Below are 20,922 nucleotides of genomic sequence, written 5' to 3' on the forward strand. Positions count from 1 at the left end.
CAGCCCCTGCCACGCCATAAGGCGAGGGGACGCACTGCAGAACGGAAGCATTTCGCATGGACATCCGCTGGCCCTCCGCCGACGCCCCGACCATCGCGGCCCTCTGCCCGGTCTGTGGCGACGCCGGCCCCCATGCGCCAACCCTGACCGTTCCCTGGGGGGGGCCTCACGATCCGGATTGGGTGTTGCTGTCCTGCCGGCGATGCACCGTCCGCTTCTCCACGGACCGGACGGTGGGCGACTACAGTCACGACACCGGCGTCTTCATCGCCGCCACGGACCTGTACCTGGAAATGGGCGCGGGCTTGGACGTAATGCTGGAGCCCATGGGCTGGCTGAAGCCGGGTGAGGGCCGCCTGCTGGACATCGGCGCCAACATCGGTTTCATCAGCGATTATGTCGAGGTGGCGCTGGGTTGGAAAGCCAAGGGCTACGACCCATCCCGCGCGTCGGAGCTGGGCCGCCAGTGGCTGGGCCTGGACATCGTCCCGGACTATTTCACCGAAGATACCCCCCTGCCCGTCACCTATGATGTGGTGGCCGCCTTTGAATTGCTGGAGCATGTCCCGAACCCGGTCCCCCTGCTGAAAACACTCAGCCGGGGCCTGAACGACACGGGCATCCTGGTCCTGACCACGCCGGACGGCGGGGTGCTGAAGCCGGAAACGCCGGCCTCCATGATGTGGCCCATCATCAGCCCCGGCTCGCACATGACCCTGTTCACCGCGGTCTCGATGGAAACGGCGCTGCGCGCGGCGGGCTTCACCCACATCAGCGTGACGCCCGTCGCCGGCATCCTGCGCGTCCACGCCTCACGCGTGCCGCTGCCTACGGGCGTGAAGGACGGCTGTGACCGCGCCCTGTTGAGGGAATACCTGCGCCGGCGCCTGGCGCCCGAGCGCCTGCCCAAATATGACCGGCTGGAGAACGGCTTCCGCTATCGCCTATTCAAGGAACTGGTCAACTTCGGCTTCCCCGAAGAGGCCCAGGAGGTATTCAAGCAGATGGTGGCGCAGGTCCGCGCCCGCTTCGGCATCGACCTGGATGATCCGGAAAGCCTGGTGGTGCCGCCCAATCCGGTGGACCTTGAGGAATTCACCCGGCGTGAGCCCGGCAACCTGATGACCTCGCTGCATTTCAAGTCCATCCTGGTCAACAACGCCGACAATGACGCCGCCCGGTCGGCCTGTTACGCCGCCGCGGCCGTCTTGGCGGGCGTGACGCTGCGCCGGGTACTGCAGCGCCTCAGCATGGATAATGGCGAGGCCGGCACCGCCATCCCGGCCGCCCTGCGCCTGGCCCTGCAAAACCTGGCAGTGCAGGGCGCGGACATCCGGCCCCTGCTGACCCTGGTGGAAGCGACGGATTCCACCACCGGCTTCATGCTGACCCCCACGGACCGGGACGCCCTGCGCGGCGACCTGAAGGCCACCCTGGCCACCCTGGGCATGCGGCAAGCGGAGACCCTGGACCAGCCGGTCGAAGTGTTGCCGGGCGACGATTGCGTCACCCGCCTGATCAACCTGGCCCGCCCCGCCGCCTACCAGGCCGCGCGGCAGGCGGCCATCGACACCATTGGCAGCAATCGTAAACCGGCCAAAGTCCTGGCCCTGCTGGACCAGGCGGTGAGCGACCCGCTGCTGCGCGACTGGCCGGACACCGTCACCTTGTGCGCCAAGGTGGCCCTGATCCGCCTGGTGCGGCTGCGGGCCCATCGCCTGGCCGCCCGCGTCTACGAGCGCTGGGGCGACCCGTCCTGGCACGAGGACGCGCCCGTGGCTGCCGCCCTGGCCCTGATGGCGGAGTCCCGCTATCCGTTACCCATCCGGCTGTACCGCCGGCTGCGGCAGCGGCTGGCCGCCTGACGTCAGAAGGGCGGCCACAACTCCGCAGGGCGGCCAATGAACCAGCGCCGGCCGGCCAGGATAAACCCGTCAAGGATGCGGTGGGCAATGCTCCGCCGCGTGGGGACCCGGTGCATCGCCGGCCTCCTTCTGGAATAAGGGATGGTTATGGGAACCCGGCTGGCCCGAGGCGCGCCCCAGGCCAGCCCTAGAGCGGAACGCGATCAGGTGGAGTCACCTGATCGTGTAAATCCGCTCTATCATGCACAGGTTAAGAGCAAGCCGCGATGATGGCTGATCGCAGCTTGCCCTAGCCCGCTTAGAAGCCGGATAGCACCAGCTTGCCCCGGGCCGTGCCGCTTTCGACCACGGCATGGGCCCGGCGCAGGTTGGCAGCGCTGATCACCCCCAAATCCTGGGTAATTGTCGTGCGCAGCACGCCCGCATCCACCAGGCGCGAGACCTCACGCAGCAGCTCATGCTGGGCGATCATGTCCGGCGTCTGGAACATGGAGCGGGTGTACATGAACTCCCAATGCAGGGAGATGCTCTTGCGCTTCAGCAGGGTGATGTCCAGCGGCTGGGCCGGATCGTCGATCAGCGCCAGCTTGCCCTGCGGCGCCATCAGGGCGGCGATGGCGGGGAAGTGCTGCTCCGTCGCCGTCAGGCTCATGACATGGGTGGCGCCGCCGACCGCGATGGCCCGCACCTGGGGTTCCAGCGGTTGGCGATGGTCGATGACGTGATGGGCGCCCATGGCCAAGCTCCAGTCCCGCGTTTCGGGACGCGAGGCCGTGGCGATGACCGTCAGACCGGTCAGCCGCCGTGCCAATTGGGTGGCGATGGAGCCGACGCCGCCGGCACCGCCCACGATCAGCAGCACGCCGGCCGTGCCGTCATTCCCGGCGCCGGCCGGCAACCGCGCCACGCCCATCCGGTCGAACAGCATTTCCCAGGCCGTGATGCTGGTCAGCGGCAGGGCCGCAGCCTCCGCCGCCGTCAGGCTGGTGGGCTTTGGGCCTACGAGGCGTTCATCGACCAGATGGAATTCGGCGTTGGTGCCGGGGCGTTCCAGCGCGCCGGCGTAGAACACGGCGTCGCCAACCTTGAACAGCGTCGCCTCCGGCCCGATTGCGACCACCGTGCCCACGGCGTCCCAACCCAGGATGCGCGCGGCGCCGTCCACCGGGGCGGCGTTGCGTCGAACCTTGGTATCCACGGGGTTGACCGAGATGGCGTCCACCCGCACCAGCAGGTCCCGGCCGGTAGCCACGGGGATGGGAAGCTCCAGATCCACCAGACTGTCGGCCTGGTCGATGGCTTGGTTCTGATAGTAACCGACGGCTTTCATGATGAGGCACCTTGTTGACCAAGGGGTTGAGGGCGAATGCCACCATCAGCGGCGGCGTGCACTCCCCCAAAATTCCCTATTCCGTTCTGATCATCAATTGACAGGATCAAAGACACGCTATTCAATTATGAATAGCTATCGATGGGAAAAGCCGATGGATTGGGACGACCTGCGTTATTTCCTGGCCATCGCCCGGCACGGCACCCTGTCAGGCGCCGCCCGCCAATTGGGCGTCAGCCAGCCCACGGTGGGACGGCGGCTGGAGGCGTTGGAGACCCGGCTGGGCACCCGCCTGTTCCAGCGCACGCCGACCGGCTACGTCCCGACCGAAGCGGGCACAGGCCTGGTGGCCGGGGCGGAGCGCATGGAGACCGAGGCGCTGGCGGCGGAACGGGCCGCCACCGGCCTGGACGTGGGGCTGGAGGGCGCGGTGCGCGCCACGTCGCCGGAATGGGTGGGACAGTGGCTGCTGGGCCCCCATCTGGCGCGTTTCCACGGCGCCCACCCCGGCATCACTGTGGAGCTGGTGACCGACGCCCGGCTGTACAGCCTGACCCGGCGGGAGGCGGACGTCGCCTTCCGCTTCCACCGCTTCGACCAGAATGAGATCGCGCAGCGCCGGGTGGCCACGGTGGGCTTCGGTCTTTATGCGGCGCCGGCGTATCTCGCGCGGCACGGCACACCGAATTTCACCAGCGGGGCCGCCGGCCACAGCCTGATCCTGATGAACGAAAGCTTCGGCGGCTTGGGTGATCTGCCCTGGCTGTTGGCCCTGGCGCATGACGCGCGGCACGCCCTTAGGACCAACAGCCGCGACCTGCAGGCCGTAGCCTGCGCTGGCGGCGCGGGGCTGGCCGCCCTGCCCCATGTCATGGCCCAGGCACGTGGATTGGTGGCCGTGGACACGCCGACCCCGGCCCCGCCGCGCGAAATCTGGGCCGGCGTGCATCGTGATGCCCAGCGCACGCCCCGTATCCGCGCATTTCTCGATCACATGGCGCAGGCGATGTCCCGCTAGGCTTCAACCGTCCTGGCCCGCCGGGCCCAGATTGGCCGCCAAGCCGGCGCGCAGTTCATCCACCTGGGCCTTCAGCGCCTTCAGGCCGTCCAGGTTGAGCCCGGTGGCGCACAGGATGGCCTCCTGCACCGTACCCAGGTGATCCTGCAATGCGCGGCCAGCCCCGGTCAGGGTGACGCGCACCAGGCGCTCGTTCTGTGGGTCGCGCTGACGGCTGACAAGGCCCGCCGCCTCCAGCCGCTTCAGCAAGGGCGTCAAGGTGCCGGAATCCAAATCCATCTGTTCGCCGATGGCCTTCACCGTCAGCCCGTCCCCGGACCACAGCACCAGCATCACCAGGTACTGCGGATAGGTCAGGCCCAGCCGGTCCAGCAGCGGCTTATAGGTGCGGTTGAACAGATGGGCGGCGGAATAGATGCTGAAGCACAGCTGGTTGCTCAGCAAGGCGACCTTGTCCGACGGGCCCTTGCCGGCCCCGGCGGCGCCCATACCTTGGTGCGTGGTGTCCTGATGGTCTTGGGCCATGATGACGCCCTCACTTGTCCAGTGGCCCCAGGGAAATGGGGGCCAGTCCACGGCAGGCTAGCATCCCGTCACGAATTGCGCGCAATCGATTTGCGCATAGTGACTATGCCAACTAACAAATTGCGCACAATTCGTTATCGCGCAATTCTTGCCTCACCGGCGCCGATGACCCAGCCGAAGCCCGGCGGGACCGGCCCCAAAAGTTAATCCAACCAGTTGAAACCACGGAGATGATCATGCCCATCCTCTACACCACTTCCGCTACCGCCACCGGTGGCCGTGAGGGCCAGGCCAAGTCCGTTGACGGCATCCTGGACGTCAAGCTGACCACGCCTAAGGAACTGGGCGGCGCCGGCGGCAATGGCACCAATCCGGAGCAGCTGTTCGCCGCGGGTTATTCCGCCTGCTTCCTGGGTGCTCTGAAGTTCGTGGCCGGCAAGGCCAAGGTGAAGGTGCCGGAGAATGCCACCGTCAGCGCCCAGGTGGGCATCGGCCCGCGTGAGGATGGTACCGGCTTCGGCCTGGACGTCGCCCTGACCATCACGCTGCCGGGCATCGACGCCGAAACCGCCAACAGCCTGGTCCAGCAGGCCCACATCGTGTGCCCCTACTCCCACGCCACCCGCGGTAACCTGGACGTTCGCCTGAACGTCGCCTAAGAGGCTTTCAAGCGCCGGCCCCCTCCCGGCGCCTTGAAGGAAAGGCCGGCGTCGCCTGATCACGATGCCGGCCTTTCCCATTCCACTAACCGGTTGCTCGCCTATTCGTAGGCGATATCACAGGACAGACCAGGTTGGCGCGCCGCCTCGATGGCGCGATGGACCAGGGCCAAGGCCTCGAAGGCCGGCCCCGGCCCAAAGGCCAGAGGGGCCCGGGCGGCCAGAGCGTCCGCCACGTTGCGGTAAAAGTCCTGGTAGCGGCCGGCCTCAAGCGCCACCTCTTCCCGCACCACCGCGCCGGCGCGCTCGGTATGCAGCAGGGCGGGGGTGGTCACCACGGCCCAGCCCGCGTCGCCGGGCTTCACGCCGGCGGCCATTTGCGCCTCTTGGACGTCGCCCTTGGGAATGACCAGGGACCCCTTGTCGCCATGGGCCACCAGCACCGGCCCCGGCTCGCGCACATAGGTGCTGGACCGCAGGATGACCCGGTGGTCGGCATAGCGGAAGCGAACGTCGAAATAATCGGTCGCCCCCTCCGCCCGGCGTAGGGAGCGCATCTCCGCCATCACCGACAGAGGACGGCCGAACTGGCGCAGCATGCCGTCCGCGAGGTGGACGCCCAGGTCAAACCAGGTGCCGGCACCCGGCTGCTCATCCTCCTTCCAGGCCTTGTGCGTCACGTGAGCGCGGTAGCGGTCGTAGTGCCATTCCACCTCCACCAGCCGGCCCAGGTCGCCGGCGGCCAGGTGACGGCCCAGGGTCAGGTATTCGGCGTCCAGGCGCTTGTTGTGGAACACGGCCAGCAGGCGGCCCGCCGCCTTGGCCTGGGCCATCAGTTGGCGCCCCTCTTCCAGGGTGATGGTCATGGGTTTTTCCAGCACCACATGCTTGCCCGCCGCAAGCGCCGCCTGGGCCATGGGGAAATGCAGGGCGTTGGGGGTGTTAACCACCACCAGCTCAACGACCGGGTCGTCCAGGATGGCCTGGAAGTCCGCCACCACGCAGGCCCCGGCCGGCTCTGTCCCATCGGCGCCGGAGCGTCGCAGGATGGCGCGCAGCGCCAGGGCTGGCTCCGCCAGAATAAGGGGGGCATGGAACACCCGGCCGGACAGGCCGTAGGCGCACAGGGCGGTGCCAATCATCGTCTACGCTCCTCCTTAAGGGCGGAAACATTACATTAACCAGCGATTTACAGTATCCAACGCCATAAGATCAAACAAAATTGCCTATTAATGAATTAACATCGCAACCTAACCCATAATTTCCAATCAAAATTCTCAAATTTGGTGGCGCGCAAGCACGATGACCCTATATGACTTTTCCGAGAAGGCACCGCACGTATCGATACTGGACTGACGGCGATCAATTAGCGCCTTCATCGAATGCCTATTCAGAAGCCATATTTCCGAATTCCTGTTCCGAAGTCCTAATTTTGTATTCACCCAATCCCAAAGGACGCGTGATGAGCTTTGCCGGGATCCCCGCCACCGCGCCCACCCCCACCGCGCCCACCCAAGGCGACAAAGCCAGGCTGTGGTCCATCTTTGTTCATTTGCTCTATTTGGTCGGGGCGTTTCCGCTGGGCTTGGTCATGGCCTACATCAAGCGGCCGGACTTCGCGGGCACCATTTACGAAGGCCACATGACCTTCGCCATCCGCACCTTCTGGATCTGCGCGCTATTCACCCTTTGCGCCCTGGCACTACGGGTGGTTGGCATGGAATTCATCACCCTGTTTATCGGCAGCATCTGGGCCGTCGTCCGGGTGGTGGTGGCCCTGACCCGTGCCATTGACGCCAAGCCCATCCTGAACCCCCAAGGCTGGGTGATATAAACGACGAATGGCCGCCAGCCCGGCCGTGGCGACGCAGGCCGACGGGTGGCGCACAGACCGTATCCGGTCACGACCCCCGTGATCGCCGACGGCGGTAACGCTTTATATACTGTTCCCAGGCAATAACGCATTTCAAAGCATGGTGCCCCACCGGCACGATGGTATAGTCCTTAATGTTTTTCTGGCAAACCATCGGTCGCAGCCGGGTGGTTTCGCCAAGAACATGAGGCGCCGGGGGGTGGGTTTCGGCGCCTGCCGTCCGTGTCGCCACGGGGAACACTTGGCCACGCGGAATACTTGGGGGCATGTCTATGCGGGTGGTTTTCCCCGGTTTATGCTTCAGCACCGATGATCAGGGCATCGCCTTCAGCCACAACCCGTGGCTGGTGCTGCTGTCATACTTGACCGCCGTCTTCGCCTCCTTCGTCGCCCTGAACATGGCGGAACGCATGACCGGTTCGACCGGCCGTTCCCGCCTAGCTTGGCAGTTGGGCGCCGCCAGTGCGCTTGGCGGCGGCATCTGGGCCATGCATTTCATCGGCATGCTGGCCTTCCAGGTGGCCTTGCCCGTCGCGTGGGAGCCCACGCTGACCCTGGCGTCACTGCTGACCGCCATCGTTTTCGTCGCCTTGGGCCTGGAAGCGGTTCGCCACGGCCGCAACAGCGTCACCCGTTTCACGCTGGCCGGCACGGTGGTGGGTCTGGGCATCGCCGCCATGCATTACACCGGCATGGCCGCGATGGAGGTGCCGGGCCGGATCGCCTATCGCCCGGGCCTGTTCGCCCTGTCCGTCCTGGTCGCCATGGCCGCCGCCACGGTGGCCCTGATGCTTTCCGTCAGCCTGAAGCACGGCTGGCACCGCGCGCTGGCCGCCCTGATCATGGGTGTCGCCATCTGCGGCATGCACTACACCGGCATGACGGCCACGGTGCTGACCCTGGACCCTCTGGCCCCCGCCCCGGCGGACGTGGATCGCGGGCCGCTGGCCATCATTGTCGCCGGCGCCACCTATGGCCTGCTGATGCTGGCACTGGTGACCGCGTTCGCCGATCGCCGTCTGAACGCCGCCGCCGAGCGTGAGGCCCAGCGCCTGAAGGCGGCCAACCGCGCCTTGGAGGCTGAGGTGGAGGAGCGCCGGCGGGCGGAGGAGGAACTGCTGCGCGTGCGCGAGGGATTGGAGGAAGCGGTGGCGGAGCGTACACGCGACCTGGCCGCCGCCCGCAGCCGGGCCGAGGCCGCCAACCAGGCCAAGTCCGAGTTCCTGGCCAGCATGAGCCATGAACTGCGCACGCCGCTGAACGCCGTCCTCGGCTTCGCCCAACTGATGGAATACAACAAGGCGCGCGAGCCGATGACGCCCAAGCAGGAACGGGGCGTTCAGCAGATCGTTAAGAACGGCAACCACCTGCTGCGTCTGATCGATGAGGTGCTGGACCTGGCCCGCATCGAGGCCGGGCAACTGACGCTGTCGCTGGAACCGGTGGATCCCCGCCTGGTGGTGGAGGATGTACTGAACGCCTTGCAGCCGGTGGCGGAAAAGGCGCGGGTGGCCATCGCCGCCGTTTTGCCCGAAGCGGCCCCGCCCGTCCTGGCCGACCGCACCCGTCTGATCCAGGTTGTCAGCAACCTGCTGTCCAACGCCGTGAAGTATAACCGCCCCGGCGGCACCGTGCGCATCACTTTGGGCGCGGCCTCCACGCCAGGCCGGCTGTCGCTGTCGGTGCAGGACACGGGCGAGGGCATCGCGCCGGACAAGCTGGGCGACCTGTTCCAGCCCTTCAACCGCCTGGGCCAGGAATACAGCGACATTCCGGGCACGGGCATCGGCCTGACCATCACCCGCCGGCTGCTGTCGGCCATGGACGGCACGATCGAAGTGGCCAGCGTGCTGGGTGAGGGCAGCACCTTCACCGTCAGCCTGCCGGTAGCCCTGAACGTGATCCCCGAACCGCGGGCGCCCGGTGCCGAAAACAACCCGCTGGCGCAGACCCGGCCCCGCACCATGCTGTATGTCGAGGACAACCCGTCCAACATCCAGCTGATGCGCGACCTGATGGACACCGTGCCGGACACCAAGCTGCTGATCGCCGCCGACCCGGTGACGGGCCTGGATCTGGCCATGGGCCATCAGCCCGACGTTATTGTGCTGGACATCAACCTGCCGGGTATGAGCGGCTTCGACGTGTTGGCCCGGCTGCAGGACCGGGAGGAGACCCGCGACATTCCCGTCCTGGCCCTGAGCGCCAACGCCCTGCCCCGCGAAATTGAGAAAGGCCTGCGCGCCGGATTCCGCCGGTACCTGACCAAGCCTTTGAACGTGCAGGAGTTCATGGAGGCCTTGGCCGACGCGATGGAGCCGGTCGATGCCGTTTGACGCCACCGACCTGGTCAAGAACGCCCGCATCCTGGTGGTGGACGACCTCGCCGCCAATGTAGAACTGATGGAGGGCGTGCTGGCCGCGGCCGGCTATACCAACATCACGGGCACCTGCAACCCGCGTGAGGGCCTGGCGCTGTACGGTTCCCTGGCGCCGGACCTCATCCTGCTGGACTTCCGCATGCCCGGCATGGATGGTCCCGCCTTCATCCGCGCCGCCCATGCGCTGAGTCCGGGCCTGCGCCCGCCCATTTTGGTGGTGACGGCGCAAGGCGATGAGCAGACCCGCCGCACGGCGCTGGAAGCCGGCGCCCGGGACTTCATTTCCAAGCCCTTCGCCTTATGGGAGATGCTGGCCCGCGTGCAGAACCTGCTGGAACTGCAGATGCTGCTGCGGGACAAGGAAGCCCAGGCCAGCCGCCTTGAGGCGGCCGTGGCCCAGCGCACGCGCGACCTGGAGCACACCCACCTGGAGGTGGTGCGGCGCCTGTGCGCCGTGGGAGAGTTCCGCGATGACGAGACCGGCCGCCACGTCAACCGCATCGGCGCCCTCTCCGGCCGCATCGCCCGCCTGGCCGGCTGGCTTGAGCCGGACGCCGAGCTGCTGGCCAGCGCCGCCCCCCTGCACGATATCGGCAAGGTCGCCATTCCCGACGCCATCCTGCTGAAGCCCGGAAAGCTGAGTGATCCGGAATGGCAGGTGATGAAGACCCACGCCGACGCCGGCGCCGGCATCCTGAGAGGCAGCAAGATTCCCGTCCTGGATCTGGCGGCCGAAATCGCGGTCTCCCATCATGAAAAGTGGGACGGCAGCGGTTATCCTCAGGGCCTGGCGGGCGAGGCCATTCCGCTGTCCGGCCGCATCGTCGCCGTGGCCGACGTGTTCGACGCCCTGCTGTCCCGCCGTCCCTATAAAGAGCCTTGGACGGCGGGACAGGTCTCGGACCACCTGCGCGCCCAGTCCGGCCGCCACTTCGACCCGGTACTGGTCGATCTGGTCCTGTCCAACCTGGACGAGTTGCTGGCGCTGCGGGTGGAGGTCGGGGTGTGACGCCCCCGCCGGCGCGGCACCGTCCGCACCATTTGCCGGGGCCGCGCCGTTGGCGGGCCAGAGCCGGCCATGCTCAGCGATCCAGCGGCATGGCTTGATCGAGAACGTCGGAGCGTGACAGCCGGGTGGCATGGCCCGGGAAATCCACCCACGGGCCGATCAGGTCGCCCGTCATGAAGGTGCAGCCCGCTTCTTCCGCCACCTGTTCCATCTCCGGCGTGTCGATGCCGTCGACCAGGATATGGAGCCCGCGACGGCGGGCCTCCGCCCCCGCGAGATAGAGATCCTGGATCAGCCGGCCGCGCGGGATGGAGCCGCCAAGGGAGACGTTCACCCCCTTCACGCCCGCAGCGGCGAAGGTGGCTTGGGCCTGGGATGACACGTCCGCGCAAATCGTCACGCCCCGGCCCATGGGCCGCAGGGCACTGACCAGCTCCGTCAGCCGGCCCACCGGCACACCATCCGGCACGCCCATCAGCTGGTAGGTGATGAAGGGTCGCAGATGGGCAGGGACATGGCTGGCCAGATCCAGATAGGCGCGGCGGCGGCCGGTTCCCGCCAGCGTCTCGAAATGCACCGGCAGGGCCAGATAATAGCGGAAGCGGTTATCGTACAGCTCCAGATAGGCATCCACCGCCTGCCGCAGGGTCTCACGATCCAGATCCAGGATTTCCTGCAATCCGTTGGCGGTGCCGACGGAGGCGACACCGCCGGCCGGCGGTGTCAGCGTGTCATAGCCATAAACATGATGGCGCCCCCCCACCCGCTGGCGGCGGGGACTGGCGATGTAAAGGCTGAGCGCCTGGCCCCGCACGTCCCACACGGGGCGGTACACCACCTCCAGCGGGCCCAGTACCGGGCGCAAATGGGCCCAGGGGTCATCATCGCCGCCCTTGGTCGCGGCGACGGCGGCGGCGGCCACGGCCTGTCCCCGCCCAACCTCGGCCAGCGCGGCCGCGGCCTGGGCCTGCGAAAAGGGGGCCTGCGACAGGGGGGCCTGCGACAACAAAGACTGCGAAGGGGGAGATTGCGAAAGAAGGGCTTGCGACGATGGCTGAGGCGCCGGGGAGCGGCCCGAGGACGGCGGCTGTTCCGGCGTTTCGGCGGCGCCGCCGGCCGGCGCCAACGGCGCTGTTTGTTGGACGTGCGCCACCATCCTGGCCAGCAGGTCAGCCAGCCGCTCGGGCTTCAGCACCAGGTCGCCCGAGGCCTCGCGCGCGGCCGTGCGCACGACAATGCTGGCAAGGTCCGGCTCGCCCAACAGCAGGCGCTGCAGCTCCTGCATCACCTTGGCGCACACAAGGCCGGCCTGGATGGGGTTCAGCCGGGCGAAGACGACCACGTAGGTCTCGGTGCCGTAGCCGTAAAAGACGTCATCCGCCGTCAGGTTCTGACGCAACAGCTTCTCGATCATGCCGTGCACCCGGGCCTGTACCCCATTCCAGCGCGGCCCCAGCCTTTCCTTCAGGCTTTCCAGGCCGACGAACTGGACACAGCCGGCGGCGGCGGCCTTGCGCGGCCCCAGCACGGCCTTGAGACGCTGACGGAAGACAACCTCCTCCGGGCCCAAGCCGCCGGCGTCCAGATCAAGGGCGGCGTCGGGATTGGGAACCATCATGCCACGCCCGGCGCCAGGCGCCGGCTCTTCCGAAAACCAGGCGATGATGCGGCTCAACAATCCCGGCATGGCAACTGCCTCCATGCTGTCCCGATCCAATCTCGCCACCTTAGAAGGCGCGTGGTTAAGAAAAGGCTAAGACCGCCCGATGGGCATACGCATAATGGTGGGACCGCCCGTAACTTCAATCCGGGGTCGATGCCATGGCTTCACCCATAACGCCCGGGCGGCCGCCCGGGTTTGCACTGTCCAAAGAAAAAGGCCGATCCCGACGGGACCGGCCTTCTTCAAGTCGCGCACCTCGGGCCGAAACCCTTTTCCGGATTCAGGTGAATTCCTGGAAGAAGTCGTTGCCCTTGTCATCGATGACGATGAAGGCGGGGAAGTCCTCCACCTCGATGCGCCAGATGGCTTCCATGCCCAGATCTTCGAAGGCAATGCATTCCACCTTCTTGATGCAGTCCTGGGCCAGGCGCGCGGCGGCACCGCCGATGCTGCCCAGATAGAAGCCGCCGTGCTTCTTGCAGGCATCGCGCACCGCCGGGCTGCGGTTGCCCTTGGCCAGCATGACGAAGGAACCACCCGCCGCCTGGAACTGGTCAACGAAGCTATCCATGCGGCCGGCCGTGGTGGGCCCGAAGGAGCCGGAGGCATAGCCCGTCGGCGTCTTGGCCGGGCCGGCGTAATAGATGGGGTGGTTCTTGAAATAGTCGGGCAACGGCTGTCCCGCCTCCAGGCCCGCGCGCAGGCGGGCGTGGGCGCTGTCACGGGCCACGATCAGGGGGCCGGTCAGGGAGACGCGGGTGCGGATGGGGTACCGCGACAGGGTCTCACGGATTTCCGACATGGGGCGGTTGAGGTCGATCTTCACCACCTCGCCCGCCAATTGGCTGTCGTCGATCTCCGGCAGGAAGCGGGCGGGATCGTGCTCCAGCTCCTCCAGGAAGATGCCGTCGCGGGTGATCTTGGCCAGCGCCTGGCGGTCGGCCGAGCAGGAGACGCCGATGCCGATGGGCAGCGAGGCGCCGTGGCGCGGCAGGCGGATGACCCGCACGTCGTGGCAGAAGTACTTGCCGCCGAACTGCGCGCCGATGCCCATGGTCTGGCTCAGCTTGTGGACGGCGGCCTCCATCTCCAGGTCTCGGAAGGCGTGGCCGCTTTCCGAGCCCTGGGTGGGCAGGCCGTCGTAATAGCGGGCCGAGGCCAGCTTCACCGTCTTCAGGTTCATTTCGGCGCTGGTGCCGCCGATGACGATAGCCAGGTGGTAGGGCGGGCAGGCCGAGGTGCCCAGCGACTTGATCTTCTCTTCCAGGAAGGGCAGCAGCCGGTCGGGCGCCAGCACCGACGGCGTGGCCTGGAACAGGAAGGTCTTGTTGGCCGAGCCGCCGCCCTTGGCCATGAACAGGAACTTATAGGCGTCGTCACCCTCGGCGTAGATGTCCACCTGCGCCGGCAGGTTGGTGCGGGTGTTCTTTTCCTCGTACATCGACAGCGGCGCCACCTGGCTGTAGCGCAGGTTGCGCTTGGCGTAGGCGTCCAGCACGCCGCTGCCGAGCGCGGTCTCGTCACCGCCCTTGGTCCAGACGCGGCGGCCCTTCTTGCCCATGATGATGGCCGTGCCGGTGTCCTGGCACATGGGCAGGATGCCGGAGGCGGCGATGGAGGCGTTCTTCAGCAGGTCCAGCGCCACGAAGCGGTCGTTGGGCGACGCCTCGGCATCATCCAGGATGGCGCGCAGCTGGGCCAGGTGGCCGGGGCGCAGCAGGTGGTTGATGTCGATGAAGGCCTGTTCGGCCAGCAGGCGCAGGCCCTCGGGCTCGACCTTCAGGACCTCTTCCCCGTCGAAGGTCGTGGTCGACACGTAGTCGCTGGTCAGCTTGCGGTAGCTGGTGGCGTCCTTGGCCACGGGGAACAGCGTGAACTCCCGGCTTTCACCGCCGACGTCTGGCATTGGGGCTCTCCCGATAATCCGGCCCGGCCGGTGCGTTCCGGCGGGCCCTGGTCACGGGCGGCTCCCGTGGCCGGCGGGGACCTTACGCCACCCGTCCGCCCCTGTCATCTGCGCCGCGCGCAACACCTCCCCCTTATGTTGACACCCCAACCAGCGTGCGCGGCTTCGCCGCACCCGGAACCTTCCCGCCCCCCTCCGGCGTTATTGCCCCGTCCATAGAGGAGGAAGAGGCATGAGCCGCAGCGTCGCCGACATCATCGTGGAAACCCTGTTCGACGCCGGCGCCCGGCGTTGCTATGGCGTGCCGGGTGACACCCTGAACCACGTCACCGACGCCATCCGCCGCAGCGAGATGCGCTGGGTCCATGTACGCCATGAAGAGGCGGGCGCCATGGCAGCCGGGGCCGACGCCCTGCTGACGGGCGAACTGGCGTTGTGCGCGGGATCCTGCGGACCGGGCGGCCTGCACTTCATCAACGGCCTGTATGAAAGCCATCGCAACCGCGCCCCCGTGGTGCTGATCGCCAGCCAGATCACGCGGGATGAGCTGGGCTTCGACTTCCCCCAGGAGGTCGACTTCAAGGCGGTGTACAAGGCCGCCAGCGTCTTTTGCGAGGAGATCCGCACCCCCACGCAGGCGCGGCGCATGACCGCCATGGCGGCCCAGGCGGCGCTGACCAAGCGCGGGGTGGCCGTGCTGATCGTGCCTGTGGATGTCTCCAGCGCCGACGCGCCGGAGGAGCCCGCCTTCACCGCCCATCGCACACGGCCGGTCGTGCGTCCCAGCGAGGGCGAGCTGGACCGCATGGCCGAGCTTCTGAACGCCGGCGGCAAGATCGCCATCTATGGCGGAGCGGGATGCGAAAATGCCCATGACCAGGTCGTTGCGATAGCGGAACGATTGCAGGCGCCGGTGGCGCGCACCTCCCGCGCCAAGGACTTCCTGGAGCCGGCCAACCCCTATGACGTGGGCATGACCGGCATCTTCGGCACGGCCGGCGGCTATCAGGCGCTGATGGACTGCGACACGCTGCTGCTGCTGGGCTGCGACTTCGCCTGGCGGCAGTACTATCCGCAGAAGGCCACCATCATCCAGGTGGACATCGACGGCGCCCACCTGGGCCGTCGCCACCCCGTGGATCTGGGCGTGGTGGGCGATGTCGCGCCGACACTGGAGGCGCTGCTGCCTCGCCTGACCCCGCGTGAGGACCGCACCTTCCTGAACGCGGCGCTGGACCATGCCGCCAAGGCCGAGGCCAAGCTGGAGAAGCGCGCCGTGGCCGGCGAGGGCGACACCATTCACCCGCAATACCTGACGGAGACGGTGGCGCGCCACGCCGCAGCCGACGCCGTATTCACCGCCGACGGCGGGTCGCCCATGGTGTGGTGCCTACGCCATGTGCCGGCCACGGGCCAAAACCGCACCGTCGTCAGCCTCAGCCATGGCACCATGGCCAACGCCATGCCCCAGGCCCTGGGCGCCCAGGCCGCCTTCCCCGGCCGGCAGGTCATCTCCCTCTCCGGCGACGGCGGCCTGGCCATGCTGATGGGCGACCTGCTGACCACGGTGCAGGAAAACCTGCCCATCAAGGTGGTGGTCTACAACAACGGCTCGCTGGGCTTCGTGGAACTGGAACAGAAGGTGGAAGGCCTGCTGGATACCTATACCGACCTGAAGAATCCCGATTTCGCCCGGGTGGCGGAGGCCATTGGCCTTTGGGGGCGCCGCGTGGAACGGCCACAGGATCTGGACAACGCCGTGCGCGACTGGCTGTCCACCCCCGGCCCGGCCCTTCTGGATGTGAAGGTCGACCGCTATGAGCTGGTGATGCCGCCCAAGGTGGAAATGGCCCAGGTGGTGGGCACCGCCCTCTATTCCGCCAAGGGCATCCTGGCCGGTCGGGGCGGGGAGGTGCTGGAATTGCTGGAGGGGGCGGTGCGCCCCTGATCCGGGCGCGCAGCCAAAGGTTGATTGCCACCGGTTGGTCACAGGCCGGCCGGTGGCCGCGCGACTACTATCGCAGGCAGGGAGCCACGCCGTAAAAAAGGCCACCGCCACCAGCCGCGCCACCCCGCGCCCTCTTTGAAAAGCGACCCGATTTCCGACCACGCTGGCTTTGCCAGCGCGGTTGTCGCACGCGCGCCTGTCCGGCCCCACGCCCACGGCGTCCTCCCCCGCGTCAGCCCGCCGGCGGCACCAGGCGGGAGGAACCCCGAGGGATTCGCCATGAGCGACCTGCGTCTCCGCCCCGTATCCACGCGCCTGAACCGGATCGCCCGCCTGCGCCTGTTGCTGCTGGCCTCCGCCGCCCTGTGGCCGGCGGCGGGCCACGCCGACACCGCCCCCACCACCCTGCCGACCGGTGGCAGCGTGGCGGCGGGTAGCGCCAGCATCAGCCAGTCGGGCGCCGCCATGACGGTCAACCAGACCAGCCCGCGCGCCGTCATCACCTGGCAGGACTTCAGCATCGGTGGCAACGCCGGTGTCACCTTCCACCAGCCGGGCCCGGCCTCGGCGGCGCTGAACCGGGTGCTGAGCGGCATTCCCTCGGACATCCTGGGCAAGCTGACGGCCAACGGGCAGATCTTCATCGTCAACCCCGCCGGCATCACCTTCGGCCGGGGCGCCAGCGTCAACGTCGGCGGCCTGGTCGCCTCCACCCTGGATATCGCCAACCAGGACTTCATGGCGGGCACCTACACCTTCCAGCGCAACGGCAGCACCGCCACGGTCGCCAACCAGGGCGCGCTGACGGCGGCCAGCGGCGGCTATGTCGGCCTGCTGGCGCCAGAGGTGATCAACGACGGCGTCATCACCGCCAAGCTGGGCAGCGTGGTGTTGGCGGCGGGTGAGAAAGTGACGCTGACCTTTGATCCAAAGGGCGATAAAGGAAGTGTCAGCGTGGCGGTTGATCCGGCCGCCATCCGCACGCTGATCGTGAACCACCAGATGATCGCGGCGTCCGATGGGCAGGTCGTGCTGGCTGCAAAGTCGGCCGACGCCTTGCTGGGCGGCGTCATCAACAACACCGGCGTGATCGAGGCGAGCGCATTGACCAGCCACGGCGGCGTCGTGACGCTGGAGGCATCGACCGGGATCGACAGCGGCGGCACCATCGCCGCCGATGGCGCGGGCGCGGGTGACGGCGGCACCATCCGCCTGAAGTCGGATGGCGTGACCACCGTCGCCGGCACCCTGAGCGCCAAGGCGGGTGCTGCCGGCGGCGATGGCGGCACCATCGAGACCTCAGGCGCCACCCTGTCCATCACCGACATCCATGTCGACACCACCGCCCGGCGCGGCCACACCGGCACCTGGCTGCTGGACCCCGCCGACCTGATCGTGGGCCCCGGCGGCCCCGGCGCCGTCAGCAGCGGCACGGTGGAAACGGCCCTGGCCACCACCAACGTCACCCTGCAGACCGGGTCCACCGGCAGTGGAAACGGCGACATCCTGGTGGCGGGCGCCATCGCCTGGACCGGACCCAACAGCCTGACCCTGAACGCCTACCGCGACATCACCGTCAGCGCCGACATCCGCCACGGCGGCACCACGGCCGCCGGGCTGACCCTGAACCCCGCCCAGGGGGGCAGCGGCGGCCTGGACGTGAACCAGGGCGCCAAGGTCACGCTGGCCGCCCCGGGCGACGGCCTGTCCATCCAGGGCCAGGCCTACACCCTGGTCAACAATCCTGCGCAGTTGCAGGCCATGGCCGGCGACCTGGGCGGCCACTACGCCCTGAACGCCGATTTGGACATGTCCGGCTTCGCCTACACCGCCGTGGGCGATGGCGCCACGCCCTTCTCCGGCGCCTTCCAGGGCCTGGGCCACGGCATCGCCAACCTGACCGTGGGTGGCAGCGGCTTCAGCTATGTCGGCCTGTTCGGCGGCAATTCCGGCACGCTGAACGACGTGTCGCTGTCGGCGGTCATTGCCAGCGGCACCCAGAATGTGGGCGGCATCGCCGGCTGGAACGCCGGCACCATCACCAATAGCCAGGTCACGGGCACCATCGCGCTGACCAGCCTATGGTCGGAACGGGTTGGGGGGCTGGCCGGCACCAACGCGGGCACGATTGCCTCAAGCCACGCCGCCGTGGCGGTCAGCGCCGGCGACCACACCACCCGCATCGGCGGCCTGGTGGGCCAGAACGACGGTCTGATCAGCGCCAGCTATGCCCTGGGCAGCGTGACGGCGGGCACCCGCACCGGTGGCGACAACGACCTGCCGGACGACGGCACCGTCCTCAACATCACGCCGCCCCCCATGCCCGGCAGTGGCATCGGCGGCCTGGCCGGCGGCAACAGCGGCACCATCCTCGACAGCTACACCGTGAACCGGGTGACGACCGGCAGCCTGTCCGCCAACGTCGGTGGGCTGGTGGGCGACAACCAGGGCCGCATCTTCAGCAGCTTCTCACTAGGCACCGTCGCCGCGGGTCCCAGCGCCAGCCAGGTGGGCGGGCTGGTCGGCCAGAACGGTTTCATCCGGCTGTTCGATCCGCACTGGCCGCCGCCCGTCTCCCTTGCCGGCACCATCATCGACAGCTATTCGGCGGCCACCGTCACCGTGGCGGACAGCGCCTACAGCGCCGGCTGGGGCGGCCTGGTGGGGCTGAACCAGCTGGGCGCCATCACCAATTCCTACGCCGCCGGCGGCACCTTGGGCAACGGCGTGGCCGGCCTGGTGGGGGTGAACGCCGCCCTGATCACCGGCAGCCATGCCGGCGACGCCGTCACCAACGCCGCTGGCCTGGTCAACACCAACGGCACATACGGCACCATCGCCAGCAGCTACGCCACCGGCGACGTCGGCGGCACCGGCAATTTGGGCGGTCTGGTGGCCTACAACTACGGCACCATCAGCGCCAGCCACGCCACCGGCAGCGTCATTGCCCGCTTCGCCGGCACCATCGCCGGGCCGCAGACGGTGGGCGGCCTGGTCGCCTACAACAGGGGCGCGGTCACAGACAGCTACGCCACCGGCGCCGTGGAGGGCGTCAGCGGGACCGGCGGCCTGGCCGGCGTGAACTACGGCATCATCACCACCAGCCACGCCAACGGCGCCGTCACCGCCCGCGACGACAGCGGCCTGGTGGCCGGGACCGACATCGGCGGACTGGTCGGCCTCAACAGCGGCGGGACGATTGGGCAGAGCTATGCCACCGGCCGGGTGACGGCCGGTAACCGGGGCCAAGCCCTGGGCGGCCTGGTAGGCGGCAACGCCGGCACCATCACCGACGCCTATGCAACCGGCGCCGTGCAGGTCGGGAACAGCGTCAGCGGCGTCGGCGGGCTGGTAGGCCAGAACGACGGCCTGGTCAACCACAGCTTCGCCCTGGGCGCCGTGACAGTGGGCAACAGCGTCACCGGGGCCGGCGGACTGGCCGGAACCAACGGCGGCACCATCACCAGCAGCTACGCCACCGGCCTGGTCAACACCGGCACCCTGGCCCAAGGGGTGGGTGGGCTGGTTGGCGCCAACAGCGGGCTGCTGGGCGGCGACCAGGCCGGCGCCACCATCACCGTGGCCGGCGGCGCCGGCACCGGTGGTCTGATGATCGGGGGCCTGGCGGGATCGAACAGCGGCACCATCACCGACAGTTCCGCCACCAGCGCCATCATCGCGCAGACGTCCGGCACCGTCGGCGGGCTGGTCGGGTTGAACAGCGGGGAAATCCGCCGCAGTTGGGCCAGCGGCGACATCAACGCCAACTATCGCGTCGGCGGACTGGCAGGCGTCAACAGCGGCACCATCAGCGACAGCCATGCCACCGGCACCATCAGCGACACGGTGGCCGGCGTCACCACCTTCCCCGGCTATGCCGGCGTCTATGTCGGCGGCCTGGTGGGACAAAACCTGGACCTGGTCAGCAACAGCTACGCCACCGGCGCCATCAGGGACAGCGGCTACGGTAGCTATGGCCTGGGCGGCTTGGTGGGATCCAACAGCGGCACGGTCACCAACAGCTACGCCCTGGGCACCGTGCTGGGCAGCGCCCGGGGTGACGCCGTGGGTGGCCTGGTGGGTGAGAATTTGGGCTTGGTCGCCGCCAGCCACGCCGGTGGCACCGTCTCCTCCGGCGGGCGGGATGGGGAGGTCGGCGGACTGGTGGGCAGCAATGACGGCACCATCACCGACAGCTACGCCACCGGCGATGTCTTCAACGCCCCGGAAAGCGGCGCGATCGGTGGCCTGGTGGGCAGGAACAACGGCCTGATCAGCCACAGCTACGCCACCGGCAACGTCAACGCCCAGACCGACAATTCGGTCGGCGGCTTGGTGGGCATCAACGCGGGCACGGTCACCGACAGCCGCAGCAGCGGCACCGTCTCGGGCCTCAGCTTCGTCGGTGGCCTCATCGGCAACAACAGCGGCACGGTGGTGAACAGCGGCAGTGTCAGCGACATCCTGACCAGCAACCCGCCGAACTATGCCGGCCTGCTGATCGGCTACCAACACACCAGCGGCACCATCGTCAACAGCGCCGGCGCCGGCACCATCACCACCGGCACCATCGTCGGTGGCTCCACCGCCCAGATCGGGGGCACCGGGTTCTGACCCTGGCGGGCCGGCGCCTGGGCAAGGGGCGCCGACCCAGCCTTTTCCGAGAAAATAGGCCATTGCTGCTATCCCGCGTTGCGCCTAGCCTTGTGACCAGGGAACGGTTGTGGCGGATCGGGAGGCGGCTA

13 protein-coding genes are annotated in these 20,922 nt (G+C 68.0%); 8 read left to right on the forward strand and 5 right to left on the reverse strand.

The window, feature by feature from the left end:
• Positions 1-56: 56 nt before the first annotated feature.
• Positions 57-1,865, forward strand: coding sequence for a class I SAM-dependent methyltransferase (locus P5F91_RS04460; RefSeq protein ID WP_277906632.1), 1,809 nt, complete (start codon positions 57-59; stop codon positions 1,863-1,865).
• A gap of 298 nt (positions 1,866-2,163) precedes the next feature.
• On the opposite strand, the gene P5F91_RS04465 is transcribed toward P5F91_RS04460, so the two are convergent.
• On the reverse strand, positions 2,164-3,195 hold the full coding sequence (locus tag P5F91_RS04465; RefSeq protein ID WP_277906633.1) for a zinc-binding alcohol dehydrogenase family protein: 1,032 nt from the start codon (positions 3,193-3,195) through the stop codon (positions 2,164-2,166).
• Positions 3,196-3,349: 154 nt separating this feature from the next.
• Between P5F91_RS04465 and P5F91_RS04470 the strand changes: the two genes are divergently transcribed.
• Positions 3,350-4,213: a LysR family transcriptional regulator gene (locus P5F91_RS04470; protein ID WP_277906634.1), complete on the forward strand. Its 864-nt coding sequence runs from the start codon at positions 3,350-3,352 to the stop codon at positions 4,211-4,213.
• 3 nt (positions 4,214-4,216) lie between these two features.
• On the opposite strand, the gene P5F91_RS04475 is transcribed toward P5F91_RS04470, so the two are convergent.
• On the reverse strand, positions 4,217-4,738 hold the full coding sequence (locus tag P5F91_RS04475) for a MarR family winged helix-turn-helix transcriptional regulator (protein ID WP_145612306.1): 522 nt from the start codon (positions 4,736-4,738) through the stop codon (positions 4,217-4,219).
• 236 nt (positions 4,739-4,974) lie between these two features.
• Between P5F91_RS04475 and P5F91_RS04480 the strand changes: the two genes are divergently transcribed.
• Positions 4,975-5,397 (forward strand): organic hydroperoxide resistance protein, encoded by a 423-nt coding sequence (locus P5F91_RS04480; protein ID WP_088875190.1) that lies wholly within the window; start codon positions 4,975-4,977, stop codon positions 5,395-5,397.
• 101 nt (positions 5,398-5,498) lie between these two features.
• Here the strand turns inward: P5F91_RS04480 and P5F91_RS04485 are convergent, their stop codons facing one another.
• Entirely contained in the window at positions 5,499-6,539 is a 1,041-nt protein-coding gene (locus P5F91_RS04485; protein WP_277906635.1) for a Gfo/Idh/MocA family oxidoreductase, read from the reverse strand.
• Positions 6,540-6,709: 170 nt separating this feature from the next.
• On the opposite strand from P5F91_RS04485, the gene P5F91_RS04490 reads away from it, so the two are divergent.
• From P5F91_RS04490 to P5F91_RS04500, 3 genes are all read left to right on the forward strand, one after another.
• Positions 6,710-7,231 (forward strand): DUF4870 family protein, encoded by a 522-nt coding sequence (locus P5F91_RS04490; protein WP_277906636.1) that lies wholly within the window; start codon positions 6,710-6,712, stop codon positions 7,229-7,231.
• A gap of 311 nt (positions 7,232-7,542) precedes the next feature.
• A complete protein-coding gene (locus P5F91_RS04495; RefSeq protein WP_186454855.1) occupies positions 7,543-9,606 on the forward strand; it encodes a hybrid sensor histidine kinase/response regulator in 2,064 nt (687 codons plus the stop codon).
• Positions 9,596-10,660 (forward strand): HD domain-containing phosphohydrolase, encoded by a 1,065-nt coding sequence (locus P5F91_RS04500; protein ID WP_277906637.1) that lies wholly within the window; start codon positions 9,596-9,598, stop codon positions 10,658-10,660. The genes P5F91_RS04495 and P5F91_RS04500 overlap by 11 nt, the downstream gene beginning before the upstream one ends.
• A gap of 73 nt (positions 10,661-10,733) precedes the next feature.
• Here the strand turns inward: P5F91_RS04500 and P5F91_RS04505 are convergent, their stop codons facing one another.
• Both P5F91_RS04505 and P5F91_RS04510 read right to left on the reverse strand, forming a co-directional pair.
• Complete coding sequence (locus P5F91_RS04505) at positions 10,734-12,347, reverse strand: EAL domain-containing protein (RefSeq protein WP_277906638.1); 1,614 nt, start codon at positions 12,345-12,347, stop codon at positions 10,734-10,736.
• A 256-nt stretch (positions 12,348-12,603) separates the two neighbouring features.
• Positions 12,604-14,229 carry a fumarate hydratase gene (locus tag P5F91_RS04510; protein ID WP_145612312.1) on the reverse strand — a complete coding sequence of 542 codons (1,626 nt, stop codon included), beginning with the start codon at positions 14,227-14,229 and terminating at the stop codon, positions 12,604-12,606.
• 232 nt (positions 14,230-14,461) lie between these two features.
• Here P5F91_RS04510 and P5F91_RS04515 point away from each other — a divergent pair, with 232 nt between their 5' ends.
• Together P5F91_RS04515 and P5F91_RS04520 are read left to right on the forward strand one after the other, a co-directional pair.
• Entirely contained in the window at positions 14,462-16,177 is a 1,716-nt protein-coding gene (locus P5F91_RS04515) for a thiamine pyrophosphate-dependent enzyme (protein WP_277906639.1), read from the forward strand.
• 279 nt (positions 16,178-16,456) lie between these two features.
• Positions 16,457-20,791 carry a beta strand repeat-containing protein gene (locus tag P5F91_RS04520; RefSeq protein WP_277906640.1) on the forward strand — a complete coding sequence of 1,445 codons (4,335 nt, stop codon included), beginning with the start codon at positions 16,457-16,459 and terminating at the stop codon, positions 20,789-20,791.
• The last annotated feature ends 131 nt before the right edge of the window (positions 20,792-20,922 follow it).

The sequence above is a fragment of the Nitrospirillum amazonense genome, assembly GCF_029594735.1.
GTDB lineage: Bacteria > Pseudomonadota > Alphaproteobacteria > Azospirillales > Azospirillaceae > Nitrospirillum > Nitrospirillum amazonense.

Coding starts and splice junctions, on each gene's coding strand:
- P5F91_RS04460 (WP_277906632.1), top strand. CDS start 57: ATGGACATCCGCTGGCCCTCCGCCGACGCCCCGACCATCGCGGCCCTC.
- P5F91_RS04465 (WP_277906633.1), bottom strand. CDS start 3,195: ATGAAAGCCGTCGGTTACTATCAGAACCAAGCCATCGACCAGGCCGAC.
- P5F91_RS04470 (WP_277906634.1), top strand. CDS start 3,350: ATGGATTGGGACGACCTGCGTTATTTCCTGGCCATCGCCCGGCACGGC.
- P5F91_RS04475 (WP_145612306.1), bottom strand. CDS start 4,738: ATGGCCCAAGACCATCAGGACACCACGCACCAAGGTATGGGCGCCGCC.
- P5F91_RS04480 (WP_088875190.1), top strand. CDS start 4,975: ATGCCCATCCTCTACACCACTTCCGCTACCGCCACCGGTGGCCGTGAG.
- P5F91_RS04485 (WP_277906635.1), bottom strand. CDS start 6,539: ATGATTGGCACCGCCCTGTGCGCCTACGGCCTGTCCGGCCGGGTGTTC.
- P5F91_RS04490 (WP_277906636.1), top strand. CDS start 6,710: ATGACTTTTCCGAGAAGGCACCGCACGTATCGATACTGGACTGACGGC.
- P5F91_RS04495 (WP_186454855.1), top strand. CDS start 7,543: ATGCGGGTGGTTTTCCCCGGTTTATGCTTCAGCACCGATGATCAGGGC.
- P5F91_RS04500 (WP_277906637.1), top strand. CDS start 9,596: ATGCCGTTTGACGCCACCGACCTGGTCAAGAACGCCCGCATCCTGGTG.
- P5F91_RS04505 (WP_277906638.1), bottom strand. CDS start 12,347: ATGCCGGGATTGTTGAGCCGCATCATCGCCTGGTTTTCGGAAGAGCCG.
- P5F91_RS04510 (WP_145612312.1), bottom strand. CDS start 14,229: ATGCCAGACGTCGGCGGTGAAAGCCGGGAGTTCACGCTGTTCCCCGTG.
- P5F91_RS04515 (WP_277906639.1), top strand. CDS start 14,462: ATGAGCCGCAGCGTCGCCGACATCATCGTGGAAACCCTGTTCGACGCC.
- P5F91_RS04520 (WP_277906640.1), top strand. CDS start 16,457: ATGAGCGACCTGCGTCTCCGCCCCGTATCCACGCGCCTGAACCGGATC.